The organism is Dactylosporangium vinaceum, from assembly GCF_019904175.1.
In the GTDB taxonomy this organism is placed as follows: Bacteria; Actinomycetota; Actinomycetes; order Mycobacteriales; family Micromonosporaceae; genus Dactylosporangium; species Dactylosporangium vinaceum.
This window is the reverse complement of sequence record NZ_CP061913.1, coordinates 3,987,932-4,003,145: the sequence shown is the minus strand read 5'-3', so window position 1 is coordinate 4,003,145 and position 15,214 is coordinate 3,987,932. Positions and strand designations below refer to the sequence as shown.

Here is a 15,214-nt window from a genome sequence, read left to right as displayed (position 1 = left end):
CCGCCGGGCCCCGTGCCGGGTCACGTACGCGTCGAAGGCGTCCGCGGACTCGGGGTGAGATCGTCGCGTACACGCCGCTGCTCTCACGCGTTCGCCGCCGCGACGATCGTCACACCAAGGACAGGGCCCGGTCGCTGATGACGCACTCCATCCCGAACAGCGCGGCCCGCCGGCGGGCGAAGTCGGCCAGCCCCGGCGAGTCGGCGTAGTCCAGCGCGTACAGGTCGAGGCCGTAGCGCGGCAGCTCCTCGGCGACCCGCGCGTGGCCCTCGAGCACGTCGGGCGGCCACGGGCCGTAGCCCTCGGCCGTCCAGCGGGCCGAGAACGACTCGAACAGGATGCCGTCGACGTGGCCGGCCAGCTCGGGCAGCAGCCCGAAGCCCCGGTTGGCCAGCACGTAGCCGGAGCCGGGCAGCGCGCGCAGGGCGGCGATGAGCTCCAGCAGCGGCGGCAGGTCTTCCGGATACGTCAGCTCGACGTTGAGGGTGTCGAGGAACAGCCCGGCGAAGCCCGCGTCGATGGCGGCGCGGGCCTGCGCCAGCACGTGCCCGTGCCAGCCCGGGTGCCCGACGTGCACGAAGGCGCCGCCCCAGTCCGGGTTGCGCTCCGGGCGCTGCCATGGCGCCGGCGGGCCCTGGTCCTCCGACAGCGACAGGTACGCCAGCGGTTCGGTCCCGGCCGCCCGCAGCCGGTGCAGCTCCGGCGGCTGGTAGAACTCCGGCTGCAGGACCGCCCGCGAGTAGCCGGCGAGCTCCGGGACCCGGCCGGCGCCGTAGTAGAACACGATCATCGGCGGTACCACTCCACGGTCCGCCGCACGCCCTCCTCCAGCGGTACCGCCGGCTGATAGCCCGTCAGCGACCGCAGCAGCGTCAGGTCCGGGCAGCGGCGGGTGACCGCGCCGGGCGCCCCCGCGGCCGGCGCGATCTCGGTGTCGGCGCCGGTGAGGCGCAGCACCAGCTTGGCGAGGTCGGCGATGCCGGTCTCGGCGGTGTCGTCGCCGATGTGCACGATCCGCCCGTCGGCCCGTGAGGTGGCCATGAGGCGCACTATCGCCTCGACGGCGTCGTCGACGTAGCAGAACGCGCGGGTCTGCTCGGCGCCCGGCACCCGCAGCGGCCGCTCGCCGCGCAGCGCCCGCAGGGTCAGCTCGGGGATGGCGTGGGCTGTGCCCATCCGCGGCCCGTACACGTTGTGGAACCGGCCCACGACGGCCCGGAAGTGTTTCGCCCGGGCCCCGTGGATGATCGCCGCCTCGCCGAGCAGCTTGCTCACCGCGTAGGCGTACCGGGGCGCTGTCACGTCGCCGATCGCCACCGGCACCGACTCCCCCGTGGGCACGGGGGCGATGCCGGCGTCGACGGCACCGGCGTACACCTCACTGGTGGAGGCGAAGAAGACGTGTTCGCCGGCGGTGATCCAGTCGAGCAGGTGCAGCACCGCGAGGCTGTTGACGCGGACGGCCCGGGCCGGGTCGGCCTCGACGTTGCGCACGCCGACGACTGCGGCCAGCAGGTAGATCTGGTCCCAGCCGTGCGGGAGCACCCGCCAGGTGGCCGGGTCGGTGAGGTCACCGTGCTGGACGCCCAGGTGCGGCCCGCGGGCGAGCTCGCCGAGGTCCGGGTCGTTGCGGCCGCGGGAGAAGTCGTCGACGATGGTGACGTCGCCGCCGTCGTCGAGCAGGCGGCGGGCCAGGTGCAGGCCGATGAACCCCGCCCCGCCCAGCAGCAGCGCCCTCATGCCGCCACCCCCTGCGCCAGGTAGCCGATGCCGGCGTAGCGCACGCCGGCGGCCCGCAGCGCGGCCTCGTCGAGGATGCGCCACGAGTCGAAGACGACCGCCGGGCGCCGGGCGCCGAGCACCGACGCCGGCTCGATCGCGCGGTAGTCCGGATGGTCGGTGAGCACCAGCACCGCGTCCGCCTCGCTGAAGGCCTTGTCGATACTGGTGGGCTGCCCGCCGTACTGCCGCATGACCGCGTCGGCGACAAGCGGGTCGTGGCCCAGGACGGTGAGGCCGGCGCCGGCGAAGGCCGGCATCATTGCGGCGATCGGCGTGCCGCGCATGTCGTCGGTGGCCGGCCAGCCCTTGTACGCCCACCCCAGCACGGCAAGCGTCGTGCCCTCGGTGGTGCCGCACTCCTGCCGGATCAGCTCCACGACGGTCCGGGCAACGTGCACGGGCAGGTGCTCGTTGAGGCGGCGGGCCGGCTCGATGAGGAACGGCGCGCGGTCGCCGGTCTCGCTCAGCATGATGTACGGGTCCTTCGACAGGCACCCGCCGCCGACGTAGCCGGGCCGGGCGAGGTCGGGGCGCGGGTAGTCCACGTTGGCCGCGCCGATCACCTCGAGCGGGTCGAGGCCGTGCCGCTCGGCGATGAGTGCGATCTCGTTGCCGTACGCGTAGATGAGATCGGTGTGGCAGTTGTTGGACAGCTTCACGAGCTCGGCGGTCTCCAGCCCGGAGACGGGGACGAGCCGCTCGGCGAGGCCGCCGAAGAGGTCGAGCCCGGCGTACAGGCTGTCCTCGTCGAGGCCGCCGACGACCTGTGGCAGCTCCACGAGCTCCCGCAGCGCCTGGCCCTGGATCGTGCGCTCGGGCGCCATGACGAGCCGGGCCTCGCCCCAGGCGGCGCGCAGCGGCGGCAGCACGATGCTGCGACTCGCGCCGACCGGCACGGTGCTGCGCACGACGGCGAGCGTGTCCGGCGCGCAGGCTTCGGCGACGTGGCGGGCCGCGGCCGCGAGGTTTGTCAGGTCGGGGTGGCGGGTGCGCTCGTCGACGGGGGTCGACACGCAGATGACAGCGGCGTCGACCGCGCCCGTGGGCAGGGCGGTGCCGACGAAGATGGAGCGGCCCACGTGCTCGGCGAACGCCTCGGCGACGCCGGGTTCGTAGATGTGCGGGTGGCCGCGGTTGAGGGAGTCGACGACTGACGGCTGGACGTCCACGCCGTGGACGGTGAAGCCCTTGCGGGCCAGGGCGGCGGTGAGGGTCAGGCCGACGTAGCCCATCCCGATCACGCCGATGGTGCGGACCATGTGCGTTCCTCTCAGTGTCGGACGGTCAGCCGCAGGGCGCGGCGACCCGGTCGAGTTCTCGCGTGGTGACGGTGCCGATGAAGCCTTCGGTGCGGTAGTGCGTGCAGGCGGCCTTGACGGCGGCGGCGGTCCGGGCGTAGTCGACGGCGAGGACGACCTTGCCGGCCCCGCGCAGCGCCCGGACGTCGGCGAGGTTCTCGGTGCAGTACTCCTCCGTGCAGGGCCGGTCGGTGGCGCGGTAGAACAGTTCTTCGATGCCGATACCGTCGATCGCGTCGGTGTAGCCGGGGTAGCGGCGCAGCTCCGGCGAGTTCTGCGGCACCACCCAGAAGCCGGGGCGTCGATCGCGGGCGTAGCGGGCGACCCGGGCGAGCAGCCCGACCATCGCGGCCGCGAGCCGCTCGCGCTCCCCTCCGGCGTGTACCTCCTCGTAGGCGAGCAGGGTGTCGAGGTAGACGCCGTCGAACCCGGCGGCGAGGGCCCGGTCGAGGCGGGGCCGCACGACCCGGTCCCACCAGCGTTCGTCCCAGTACCGCACGAAGTACTCGTCGGGCCACTCGCCCCAGCGGTTGAGCACGAGGTCGCCGGCGTCGCGGACCAGGCCCGGGTACTCGGGCCGGAACCGCTCGATGCTGCCGATCTCGAAGTACGCCAGGACACGCTTGCCCGACCGCCGCAGCGCGGTGATCTCGTCGGGCCGGAACCAGCCGGAGCCGGCGTCACGGGCCAGGTCGATGACGGCGGTGCGCTGCGGGGCCTTCGCGAGTGCCGTGAGCCCGGCGTGGTCGTAGCCCTGCAGCTGGTACACCCAACCCTCGGCCGACCCCGCCGGGCCGGACGGTGCGGAGCAGCCGGGCACGGCGAGCGCCGCGGTCACCGCGACGGCGGCCGCCCGGCGCTTCACCGGCGGCCGCCGTCCAGCGCCGACCAGATCTGCTTGACCGACTCGGCGAGCGTGTGCGTCGGCACCCAGCCCAGCACCGCCTCGGCCCGGGTGATGTCGGCGCAGACCCAGTCGACCCCGGCGGACCGGGCCGGGCCGCTGCCCCGCTCGAGGATCGGGCCGCCGTAGCCGGCCGTCTCCGCGAGCCGGCGCACGGCCTCGCGGGCGGTCACCGCGTGGCCGCTGCCGATGTTCACCACGTCGGCGCCGGGCTCCGGCGAGGTGGCGGCCGCGACGACCGCCGCGGCCACGTCACGCACGTCGACGAAGTCGCGGTACGCGCCGAGCGGGCCGAGCTGCACCGGCCCGGTGACACCGGCGAGGGCGTGGCCGATGAGCACCGCGGCCCGGCCGAGCAGGTTGTCGCTGTTGAGGTTCGGCCCGATCGGGTTGAACACCCGCAGCGTGACCCCGTCGACCTGGCCGGCCGCGGTGGCCAGCTGCAGCAGGCGGGTGCCGGCGAGGTGGGTCGTGCCGTACTCGCCGACGGGGGCGCACGGGTGGTCCTCGGCGACGCTGACGCCGTGCGCCACCGGTCCGTACTCCGACGCCGACCCGAGCCGGACGAGCCGGGCGCCCGGCGCGGCCGCCGCGACGGCGTCGATGAGCCGGGTGGTCGCCACCGTGTTCGCTTCCAGCAGGTCCAGCGCCGTGCCGCTGAGCCGGCCGGTGCAGTTGACGACGACGTCGGGGCCGGCCTGGCGCACGAGCGCGGTGAGTGCCGCGATGCCGCCGGTGACGAGGTCGTGCTGGGCGCGGGGTGGGCAGGTGAGGCGCGTGACCCGCGGGTCGGCGGCGAGTGCGGCGGTGACGCTGGAGCCGACGAAGCCGGACCCGCCGAAGAGCAGCACACGGAGGCGGTTCATGCGGCCGCCCCGCTCCGCACGGGCAGCAGCGCGGTCTCGAGCTCGCCGAAGCGGCGGTTGGCCTCGTCGTACTCCTCCGGCCGGCCGATGTCGAGCCAGACCCCCTCGAAGTCGTAGCTGTCGGGGAACTCGCCCTGGCGCAGCAGGTCCTGGATGAGCCGGTCGAAGCCGAGGGTCAGGCCGGGCGGGTAGGGCTCCAGGGTCTTGCGGGCCATGCCGTAGATGCCCATCGAGACGCGGTGGCGGTACGCCGGCTTCTCGGTGAACCCGATCACCCGGCCCTCCACGACGTCGAGGACGCCGAACTCCATCCGGGTCGTCTGCGCCGCCGTCGCGATCGTCAGCGGCGCCCCGCCGCGGCGGTGCCGGGCCAGCAGGTCGGCGTAGTCGAGGTCGGTGAGCAGGTCGCCGTTCATGACCAGGAAGTGCTCGGGCAGCAGGTCCTTGACCAGGAACAGCGGGCCGGCGGTGGACAGCGGTACCGTCTCCTCGGCGTAGCCGACCTCGAGACCCCAGCGGGACCCGTCGCCGACGAACGCGTGGATGAGCGGGCCGTGGTGGTTGATGCAGAGCGTGACGGAGCCGAAGCCCCGCGCCGCCAGCTGCTCCAGGACGATGCCGAGGATCGCGTGCCGCTCGCCGATCGGCATCAACGGCTTGGGCAGCGCGGTGGTGAAGGGGCGCAGCCTGACGCCCTTGCCACCGGCCATGATGACCGCGTGCATATGTGATTGCCTGCTCTCGTGTGGATCGAAGGGGAGGTCACCGGTGGTGCCGCACGCGGCCCAGCGACGGGGTGAGGGCCGCGGCGAGCAGCCCGAGCAGCAGCGCGACGCTGCCGGGGAACGGTGTGGTGGCGTAGGCGGCGAGCGCGGCGGCCATGGCCACGCAGAGCCGTCCGTAGCCGCCGTGCGCGGCCAGGACGAAGGCGAGCAGCACGGCCCCGGCGAGCAGCACGCTCGCGGTGGCCATCGCCTCCGCGGCCGGGGTGAGGCGGCCCGACCGGTGCAGGGCGGCGAGCACGAGCGCTGCGCCGGCCCCGGCGACGAGCGCGCACGCCCCGACGTCCAGGGCGAGCCAGCGCCACAGCCGCCGCCGGTAGCGCGCCGGCCCGAGGTCGCCGTGCAGCAGCTCCCGGGCCCGCTCACCGAAGCGGCGGGCGCGCCACTCCACGAACCCCATCGACACCACGAGGGGCAGCGTGGCCAGCAGCGCGTCGAAGCGGTCGGTGAGCAGCGGCACCTGGGGCAGCAGCACGAGCGCGGCCAGCAGTGCGGTGGAGAGCACGACGAGTGCGAAGGTGCTCCAGCGGCCGCGCATCACCGCGCGCAGCCGCCCGGCCCGGGCCGCGCCGGTCCCGGGCGCCGCCCGGTGCAGCGCGACCCCGAAGCTCACCGCCGTGCCGAGCACCGCCGGCACGATCGCGGCGGCCGGCGGCCAGTCGCCGGCCAGCACGAACCCGCCGCCGGCCACGGCCGCGGGCGCCATCAGGGTCACCAGCCACGCCTCGGCGCGGAAGAACAGCAGCACGGTCGCGGCGAGCTGGTAGGCCGTCACGACCGGTACGAGCAGCACGGCCACCCGGTCGCCGCCCGCCGCGGTGACCGCGGCCCCGGCCGCACCGGCCACCGCGACCCCGAGCACCGAGCCGCGGGCCAGCAGCCGGCCGGCGGCCGGCTCGTCGCCGGCGTTCAGGTGCTGCTGGGCCAGCCAGGTCAGGGCGCCCGCCCACACCCAGCCGAGCAGGCCGGCGGTGACGACGGCGGTCACGGGTGGGCGGTGCGCGGCGGTGATCACGGCCGGGAACAGCACGCTCGGCAGCAGGTAGAGGCCGCCGTGCAGCAGCTCCCGCCACCCGCGCCGCGGGGCCGGGCGGGGCGGCGCGGGGTCCTGGCGATCCCCGAGCAGGAGGTGGACCGCGGCCGCGAGCGCGAACACGTCCGGGTGCCCGTAGCGGACACGGGCGTCGCGGTCCGTGACGCCCTGGGCCTCCAGCAGCGCGGCGACCTGCAGCCCGTCCACGAACGCCCCCCGCACCCGCCCGGACAGCTCGGCCGCGAGCGCCTCGACGGGGTCACCGGGCCCGGACCCGGGCTGTGGCCCGGGCACCAGGAGCGGCAGCGCGACCGTGTCCGCCGTCGCCCAGCCACGGGCGGCCAGCGCCATCATTGCAGCGCCCCGGCCGGTACCCGTCCGCCCAGCCCGGCCGGCGCGGCGATCCGCCGGTACAGGCTGCGGTACGCGTCGAGCGACCGCGCCAGCGTGAACCGGTCGAGGACCCGCTGCCGGGCCCGGGCCGCGAGCTCCCGGCGCCGGTCCGGGTCGAGCAGCAGCGTCACGCACGCCTCGGCGACGGCGGCCGGGTCGCGGGGCGGCACCACGAACCCGGTGTCGCCGACCGCCTCGGCCACGCCGCCGACGTTCGTGCACACCATCGTCCGGCCGCACGCCATCGCCTCGATGACCGAGTACGGGAACCCCTCGGAGATGCTCGTGAGCGCGACGACGCTGCCGCTGTGGTAGGCCGCGACCGCGTCGGGTGCGCTGCCCTCGAGCCGGGCCGAGCCGGCCAGCCCCAGGGTGTCGATCAGCGCGTGGCAGCTGTCGCGGTAGGGCAGGTCGATCGCCGCGCCGTAGATGCGCAGCCGGGCGTCGGGCACCTGGCGGCGGACCAGCGCGAACGCGCGGATCAGCGTGTGCAGGTCCTTGAGCTGGTCGATCCGCCCGACGTAGACGATCGTCGGCTCGTCCGGCTCGGTGTGCGCGCTGGGGAACCGCTCGGGTGCGATGCCGTTGTACATCGTCCACATGCGATCCGGGTCGGCGCCGTTGCGCAGCTGCCAGCGCCGGTTGTACGCCGAGTGCGGCGCCAGCGCGTCGGCGAGGTGGTACGCGGCGCCGGCCAGCCCCCGCTGGAAGCCCAGCAGCAGCACGGCGACCGTGTGGGGCAGGTCGCCGCTGACCTGCTCCAGGTAGCGTTCCCGCAGATAGACCCCGTGCTCCGACATGATCATCGGGGTGTCGTAGGCCCACTTCGCCGCCATCGCGACGAGCGTCGACAGCCCGTTCATCGCGCAGTGCACCACGTCGGCGCGCGGCGGTGCGACGGTCAGCGGCCGCAGCATGTTGCCGATCAGCCCGGTCGCCTGGGCCGCGTCGGCGAGCGTGAGCCGCCCCCGGTCGGCCTCCTGCCAGCGCCGCTGGAGCCGGGCGAGGGCCGCGTCGGCGTGCAGCGCGCCGGCCAGGTCCCCGCCGTCGGCGGCGTACTCGTACAGCCCCCGCAGCGCCAGCAGGAACCGGCTGCGCTGCACGGCCCCCCGCTGCGGGTCGGGCTCGGGCGCCGTGACGAGCGCGGCCAGGAACGCGTCGAGCGCGGCGTGGAACATCGTGCGTGTGGCCCGGCCCGGGCGGCGCAGCCGGGTGCGGCGGCGCTCGGTGCTCCACAGTGGAATGGTCAATACCCGCTCGAGGTTCGGTGGCAGTTCCCAGCGCACCGGCTCGGTGCCGTCGACGGTCAGCGCCACCGCCTCCCACTGGTGCTCGGGCAGGCCGTGCACGAGCTGATCGCACCAGACGCTCACCCCGCCGAGCGCCTGCGGGTAGGTGCCCTCCGACACCAGCGCCACCCTCATGAGCGCGGGCTCGCGGGGGCGGTCACGGCGGCGGCGCCGATCGTCAGCCGGGCCGAGACCTCGGGCCCGTAGGTGACCGCGCCGGTACCCGCCGCGCCGCTGACCGTCACTGAGCCGGCCGCCGGGGCCGTGACCGTGATCGTGCGTGCCGCCGGGTCGTAGACGGCGTCCACGCCACCGTGCAGGGCCGCGAAGTGGGCGTTGCGCTGGGTGGCGTACGCGGCCAGGGCCGTCCAGTCGGGGCTGAGCACGGGCACGGCGTAGAAGGCGCTGTACTTGGCCAGCACCCGGTCCAGCCAGTCGGTGAGCAGCGTCTTGCCGGCGCCGTAGTCGTGCAGGTTGGCGATGTGGAAGGTGTGCGTGTAGAGCGACCCGGTGGCCAGGTGGGTCAGCCCGACCTCGGCCTCGGCGTCGAGCATCTGCGCGTACGTCAGGTTCGCCGGCCAGAACGGGAACTTGCCGCTCGGCCCGTAGAAGGAGTTGTAGAACGCGGTCTGCTCGGCCGGGGTGGTCGTGTGGTAGGCGATGTTCGTCGGCCAGTCCGGCACCACGGTGATGCTCGGCTCCATCGGGTGCACGATGCCGCAGTTGAAGCAGCTCGGCACCTGGCTCGGGAACGACATGTTGCCGTGCACGTAGCGCACGCCGAGGTCGCGCGCGGCGGCCAGGAACTGCGCGTTGGAGGCGGCGAGGCCGTGGTCGGTCGGCGGGTCGACGTCGTCGTCCGGGTTGTCGTTGTAGACGCCGAGGCCGGAGTACTCCCCCGTCTTGAGGATCGCGTCCGGCTGCGGCAGGCCGAGGCGTGTCGCGACGGTCCGGTTGCCGGAGATCTCGGCGCTGCTGGTGGCGTAGTCGGTGTGGTTGAGCTCCGGGTGGGTCAGTGTGTGGTTGATCCAGCGGAACTTCGTGGCCAGGCAGCGGCTCGTCGCGGTGAGGGTGCTGACGCCGCCGTTGGGGCTGCACGCCGTGCCGGCGCCGAGATCCGCGTCGCCGCCGTTGTAGGCGAGGTTCAGGGTGAGGCCCGAGGCCAGCGGGTAGGCGGCGCGCAGCGCGACCTGCCGCTGGCCGGCGTTGTAGGCCTCGTGGCCGGTCATCGCCCAGCCCGGGTCGGATTCGACGCGCCCGTCCGGGTAGTAGTGGTCGGCGGTGTTGAACCAGTCGTCGACGTCCACGTCGAGGAAGTGGCGCTGCTCGCCGAGGAAGAGCCCGCGGCTGGCCCAGCGGAACATGCCGTAGGCGAGCAGGTAGGACTGGGTGAGGTACTGGTTGGAGGTGAAGGTCAGGGCGAGGCGCTCCCGCCCGTCCGCGGACGTGGTGCGCACCCCGAGCACGTCGGACCCGTTGACGAGCACCGGGTCGGCGGCGCAGCCGGCGGTGACGCGGGTGCGGTAGACGTACGACTGCAGAATCGGGACCTTGGCGGTGGACTTGAGGGTGTCGAACACGCCGGCCCCGGCCGTGGTCAGCGACGCGGGCAGGATCGCGTCGCCGACGGCGGCCTCGCTCGACGCGGACAGGCAGTAGTCCTCGGGGTAGGTGCCGTAGCTGGTGTAGAGGGTCGCCTGGCGCACCGCGAAGTCGCGCTCGTAGGCCCACAGGATGTTCCACTCGGTGCCGTCGAGGCCGCTGACGTAGGTTCCGTCGCTGTTGTACAGCAGCATGCTGCTGGTGAGCAGTATCGCGTTGTACCTCCCGGCGCCGTCGGGCCGGGTCAGCGACGCCGCGGTCAGGGGTTGGTCGCGGGTGAGCAGCACGTCGTAGGCGGCGCCGACGCGGTCGAGGGTCGAGCGCCAGGTGTCGACGCCCCAGTCGCCGGCGTCGACGCCGACGACGAGCGCGCGCAGCCCGACCTTGGCCGGGCCTGCGGCGGGAGTTGCGAGCGTCTTCGCGTTGGGGCGCACGGACAGGTCGCGCTGCAGCGGCACCGACCCCGTGACCTTGGGCAGCGGGGCGCCGGGCTTCGCGGCCCGGGTGGTGCCGGGCCGGCCCAGGATCACGGCGTGGTCGTGACCTCGATCGGGCTTCGGCGGCCGGGGCGGCGCGGCGGCGGCACCCTGCGCGGTGCTCAGGACGATGGCGGAACTGACGACGGCGGCGGTGAACAACTTGAGCAGGCCCATGTGGCGACTCCGGTTTGGACTGGCAGCGTGCGCGACCACGAGAAGGGCGCACGAAGCCCGGGCCAGGCAGCGCGACGGCGTGCGTGGCGGCGAGGTTTTGTGGAACGAGCCGATGTTACGAGCGCGAAAACCCACGGCGGGCCGGTCTGAGCATGACTTCGGGGGTGGGCTTCCCGGCCCCGGAGGGATGAGCCGGGCAGCCCCGCGCGGGCCGGCTCGCGTTGCGCGACCCGGCCCGCAGGCGCCCCGGAGACGCCGGGCTACCAGGCGCTCATGTCCGGGAGCTGGTTGACGGCGATGGTGCGGGGATCGGCCATGGCGCTCTTCCAGAGTCCGGCGACGTCCTTGCCGCTGCCGGCCCAGTCGCGCGAGGCCCACACGACGTAGTACGGCCAGGCCGGGTCGGTTGACGGGTTGAGCGGGCTGAACGTCTCGGCGACGCCGACGGTCTTCGCGCTGCCGATCGCTTTGCAGGTGCTGAAGTCGCCGCCGCTCTGGAAGTAGTCGGAGGTGACCAGGTCGACGTAGCCGTCGCCCGGGTACCACGACGACAGGGCAGTGCCCTGGCCGCTGGCCATGCCGTTGAACACCCACACGATGTTGTGCGCACCGGCGAGCTGGGCGCGCTGATAGATGAGCCGCCAGAGCTGCTGGTAGGCGGCCTGGCCCCGCTTGGTCCACCACATGTAGTTGTTGTTGGACTCGTGCAGCGGGCGGAACAGCACCGGCACGCCGGCGTCGCCGATCTTTTTCAGCTCGCCGACGACCAGGTCGATGTCCTGGTACAGCTTGGACGACGGGTTGCTCAGGTCGGGCGTGAAGTCGCACGGCGCGGAGTAGTTGCCGCCGTGGGGGCAGTACCAGTGCCACTGGAACGCGACGATGCCCTTGCGCTGCCTCGCCCAGTCGATGACCTGCTGGGTCTGGATGCTGCCGCGGGTGTACTCCATGAAGTCGAACGCGACGATCGCCGGGTAGCGGCCGGTCAGCTGCTGCACCTTGTCGGCGTCGGCGACATCGGTCTGCCCGCTGACGTAGGCGTGCGTCCGGAGGTAGCAGATGAGGTTGCGGGCTTTGCTATTCGCACTGGGATCGGCCGGCGCCTGGCCGCAGTCGGGGCCCGGTGGCACCGCGACCGGCACGGCGTAGACCTCGAGTTCGTAGAGGGAATACCCCCAGGCCGTCCCGCGGGTGGTACCGGACATCCGCACGTAGCGGCCGCTGCCGTCCACGGCGAGCACGTCGTCGCCGCCGTCACCGGCGACGGTACCCGCGAGCGTCGTCCAGGTCGTGCCGTCCACGGAGGTCTGCACCTGGTACGAGCGGGCGTAGGCGGCCTCCCATCGCAGGATCACCTGGCGCACCGGGCGCACAGCGCCCAGGTCGACCTGAATCCACTGCGGGTCCGTGTACGCACTGGACCAGCGGGTGCCACGGTCGCCGTCGACTGCGTTGGCGGCGGACAGGCCGGTGCCCTCCGCCGACGAGGCGGTCACCGGCCGCCGAAGCGCCAAATTCCCCAGCGGTGCGCCCGGGCCGCTCGGGCTCGGGCTGCCCGGCTGGCTGGGGCCGGACGTCGGGCCGGGGCTGGACGGGGGGGACGGGCTGGACGGCGGGGTTGGGTCGGGTCCGCCGCAGGCCGTGCCGTTGAGCTCGAAGCCGGTCGGGGCCGGATCGGACCCCGTGTAGGTGACGTTGAACCCGAAGGTGACCGAGCCGCCGTTGGCGGCGATAACCGGGTTGTAGCTGACATTGGTCGCCGTGGCGGCGGCGCCGGACTGGGTCTTGGTGGCGCTCCACATATCGGTGATCGTCTGGCTGCCGGGGAAGGTCCAGGCGAGCGTCCAGCCGCTGACGGCGGTCGGGCCGGTGTTGGTGACGACGACGTTCGCCGTGGCCCCGGCTCCCCAGTCGTTGGTGACCTGGTACTGCACCTGGCAGCCGCCCGTGGCGGCGTGCGCGGACGGGATCGTGACAAGCGCGGCGGCGAGGACGGCGGCGGCGGCCGCCCCGGCCAGCACGCCCCGGACGGGTGCGCGACATCTCATGGTGGTCTCCTGAGGCAGATCGGTGGGCCGCGGATGGACGGCACGGGCATGACCGGCAGCCGGAGCGCCCGGGCCCGGACGTGCGTGCGCTGCGCTCACCGGCTGCGAGAGGCGATCGTCGTGATTAACCGGGTAAGTTGTCAATCCGAACGGTCGCGTGCGTGGTACAGCGCGTGAAACTTCCACTCCGCCGCAGACTCCGCCGCCATTACCGCCTACATATCACGCGGCGTGCCGTGCATCTGATCAGCGTCTTTGGCGAATTACCATCGAAGCGCTTCACTCTCGAGTCATGTCGCATCCAGCAACGCCGGGAACCGGCGAGCCCGCCATGCACACCACCACGGCAATGAGACCGATGCCGTGACGACCGCTTGAAACTTAACCGATTAAGCATCAGTATCGATCCTGTTCGCCGCGAGGCGCCCACCATCGACCGGCTCCGCAGCCGCCACCTGCGACAGCACCCCATCCGTTCGAGACAGCGTTAGAGGAGCTCATGAACAGGTTCCGCACAGCACTGCTCGCCGGTGCCATCCTGGCCACCAGCGTGCTCATCACCGCCACTGGTGCGGTCGACGGCTTCAGCCTCACCGCCGGCAACGCTGCCGGCGGGACACCGGCAAACCTGGCCCTGAACCGCCCGGTCACGTCCTCGTCCGACGAGAGCGGCAGCCTTGCCGCCGCCCAAGCGGTCGACGGCAACCCCTCGACCCGGTGGGGCAGCGCGTACAGCGACCCGCAGTGGATACAGGTCGACCTCGGCACCAGCCAGCCGATCAGGCGTGTGGTGCTGCGGTGGGAAGCCGCCTACGCCAAGAGCTACCAGGTCCAGGCCTCCCCCGACGGCAGCACCTGGACCACGATGTACAGCACGACCACCGGGCCCGGCGGCGTCAACGACCTCACGGTCAACGGCACCGGCCGCTACGTACGCGTCTACGGCACAGCACGGGCCAACACCAGCTGGGGCTACTCGCTGTACGAGTTCGAGGTCTACAGCGACGGCCCGACCACACCGCCGCCCACGCCCGGCCAGGTCACCCGCGCCAGCGAGCTCAGCTGGCTGGCCGGCCTGCCCGCCGGCGGCAGCAACCGGGTCGCGTCCGGCTTCTTCGGCGGCTACAGCGGCGGCACGTTCAACCTCGACCAGACCGAGCAGCTGCACAACCAGACCGGGCAGTACCCGGCGCTGCTGGCCTGTGACTACGGCAACTGGGTCACCAGCAGCAACACACAGGTCAACAGCTCCTGCAACAGCACGCTGAAAAGCTGGGCGCAGCGCGGCGGCCTGGTCAGCGTCGGCATCCACTGGCCCAACCCGGGCAGCGGCGGCTTCGGTACCAAGCTGCCGAACTTCGCCGACATCACCAACCCCGGCACCGCCGTCGGCAGCACCTGGCTCAACTCCCTCAAGCAGGTCGGCGACGGCCTCGCGGACCTCAAGAGCGCCGGTGTCGTCGTGCTCTGGCGGCCGTTCCACGAGATGAACGGCGACTGGTTCTGGTGGGGCAACCAGGACACCGGCACGTTCAAGAACGTCTGGAACTTTATGTACGACTACCTGGTCAACACCCGCGGCCTCGACAACCTCATCTGGGTCTACGCCCCCGACTTCAGCCGCGGCAACGCCACCGGGTACTTCGCCGGCGGCAACGCCGTGGACATCGTCGGCATGGACGCCTACGACGACAACCCCGCCGCGTCCGGCATCCAGAACACCTACAGCCAGCTGACCGGCCTCGGCAAGCCGTTCGCGTTCACCGAGATCGGCCCGGACAACACGCCGTTCGATTACAGCAAATGGATCAACGCGATCAAGCAGTACTACCCGAAGACCTCCTACTTCCTCGCCTGGAACGACAAGTGGGGTCCGCCGCAGAACCAGAACTCCGGCGCGCTCATGAACGACCCCTGGACGCTCAACCTCGGTGAGGTCTCGATCGGCGGCGGCACCACTCCCCCGCCGACCACGCCCCCGCCGACCACTCCTCCGCCGACCACGGCCCCGCCGGCCGGCCAGGGCCAATGCAGCGCAGGCTACCGGGTGACCGACTCCTGGGCCGGCGGGTTCAACGCCGACGTCGCCGTGCGCAACACCGGCTCGACGGCGATCAGCGCATGGACCGTCACCTGGACGCTCCCCAACGGTCAGACCATCACCAACACGTGGAACACCACGCTCACCACGGCCGGCGCCACGGTCACCGCGAAGCCTGTCAGCTACAACTCGGCTCTCGCCGCCGGCGCCGCCACGTCATTCGGCTTCAGCGCCAACGGCCCCACCACCATCCCGGTGCTCACCTGCGCCGCCGGTTGAGCCTCGGCCCGGCACACCGCAGCCGGCCGCCGTCCGCGCGCCCGCCCGCAGCGTAGCGGGCGACCCCGACGCCGAGCAGCACGATCCCGGCACGGTCCGGGTGCGTATACAGGCGGGTGCGGCGATGTCCGCGGGCATCGCCGCACCCGGCCACAGCGACCGCTCCTGCGCCCCGACGGAGCCGCCGCTGAGGCGCGGCCCCACCCGCGAACCGCAGCACCGGGCACGGGTCGCACATGGTGTG

At 73.0% G+C, this 15,214-nt stretch carries 11 protein-coding genes; 1 reads left to right on the top strand and 10 read right to left on the bottom strand.

The window, feature by feature from the left end:
- Positions 1 to 109 precede the first annotated feature (109 nt).
- The 10 genes from Dvina_RS17955 to Dvina_RS17910 all read right to left on the bottom strand — a co-directional run bounded on the left by Dvina_RS17955 (position 110) and on the right by Dvina_RS17910 (position 12,650).
- Positions 110 to 790, bottom strand: a complete 681-nt coding sequence (locus tag Dvina_RS17955) for a hypothetical protein (RefSeq protein ID WP_223103609.1) — start codon at positions 788 to 790, stop codon at positions 110 to 112.
- Complete coding sequence (locus Dvina_RS17950; protein ID WP_223103608.1) at positions 787 to 1,740, bottom strand: NAD-dependent epimerase/dehydratase family protein; 954 nt, start codon at positions 1,738 to 1,740, stop codon at positions 787 to 789. The genes Dvina_RS17955 and Dvina_RS17950 overlap by 4 nt, the downstream gene beginning before the upstream one ends.
- Entirely contained in the window at positions 1,737 to 3,041 is a 1,305-nt protein-coding gene (locus Dvina_RS17945) for a nucleotide sugar dehydrogenase (protein ID WP_223103607.1), read from the bottom strand. Before Dvina_RS17945 ends, Dvina_RS17950 begins: the two co-directional genes overlap by 4 nt.
- Positions 3,042 to 3,066: 25 nt before the next feature.
- Positions 3,067 to 3,945: a glycoside hydrolase family 191 protein gene (locus Dvina_RS17940; protein WP_246656292.1), complete on the bottom strand. Its 879-nt coding sequence runs from the start codon at positions 3,943 to 3,945 to the stop codon at positions 3,067 to 3,069.
- On the bottom strand, positions 3,942 to 4,850 hold the full coding sequence (locus Dvina_RS17935) for an NAD-dependent epimerase/dehydratase family protein (RefSeq protein WP_223103606.1): 909 nt from the start codon (positions 4,848 to 4,850) through the stop codon (positions 3,942 to 3,944). The genes Dvina_RS17940 and Dvina_RS17935 overlap by 4 nt, the downstream gene beginning before the upstream one ends.
- Positions 4,847 to 5,575 carry a nucleotidyltransferase family protein gene (locus tag Dvina_RS17930; RefSeq protein WP_223103605.1) on the bottom strand — a complete coding sequence of 243 codons (729 nt, stop codon included), beginning with the start codon at positions 5,573 to 5,575 and terminating at the stop codon, positions 4,847 to 4,849. Before Dvina_RS17930 ends, Dvina_RS17935 begins: the two co-directional genes overlap by 4 nt.
- Positions 5,576 to 5,612: 37 nt before the next feature.
- Entirely contained in the window at positions 5,613 to 7,019 is a 1,407-nt protein-coding gene (locus Dvina_RS17925) for a hypothetical protein (RefSeq protein WP_223103604.1), read from the bottom strand.
- The gene (gene pelF / locus Dvina_RS17920) at positions 7,016 to 8,467 is read right to left on the bottom strand and encodes a GT4 family glycosyltransferase PelF (protein WP_246656291.1); all 1,452 of its coding nucleotides are present in this window, start codon (positions 8,465 to 8,467) and stop codon (positions 7,016 to 7,018) included. Before pelF ends, Dvina_RS17925 begins: the two co-directional genes overlap by 4 nt.
- An 11-nt stretch (positions 8,468 to 8,478) precedes the next feature.
- On the bottom strand, positions 8,479 to 10,602 hold the full coding sequence (locus Dvina_RS17915; protein ID WP_223103602.1) for an Agd3-related carbohydrate-binding protein: 2,124 nt from the start codon (positions 10,600 to 10,602) through the stop codon (positions 8,479 to 8,481).
- Between the two features lie 260 nt (positions 10,603 to 10,862).
- On the bottom strand, positions 10,863 to 12,650 hold the full coding sequence (locus tag Dvina_RS17910) for a cellulose binding domain-containing protein (protein ID WP_223103601.1): 1,788 nt from the start codon (positions 12,648 to 12,650) through the stop codon (positions 10,863 to 10,865).
- A gap of 499 nt (positions 12,651 to 13,149) precedes the next feature.
- Here Dvina_RS17910 and Dvina_RS54300 point away from each other — a divergent pair, with 499 nt between their 5' ends.
- Positions 13,150 to 14,970 carry a glycosyl hydrolase gene (locus tag Dvina_RS54300; protein ID WP_246656290.1) on the top strand — a complete coding sequence of 607 codons (1,821 nt, stop codon included), beginning with the start codon at positions 13,150 to 13,152 and terminating at the stop codon, positions 14,968 to 14,970.
- Positions 14,971 to 15,214: the final 244 nt, after the last annotated feature.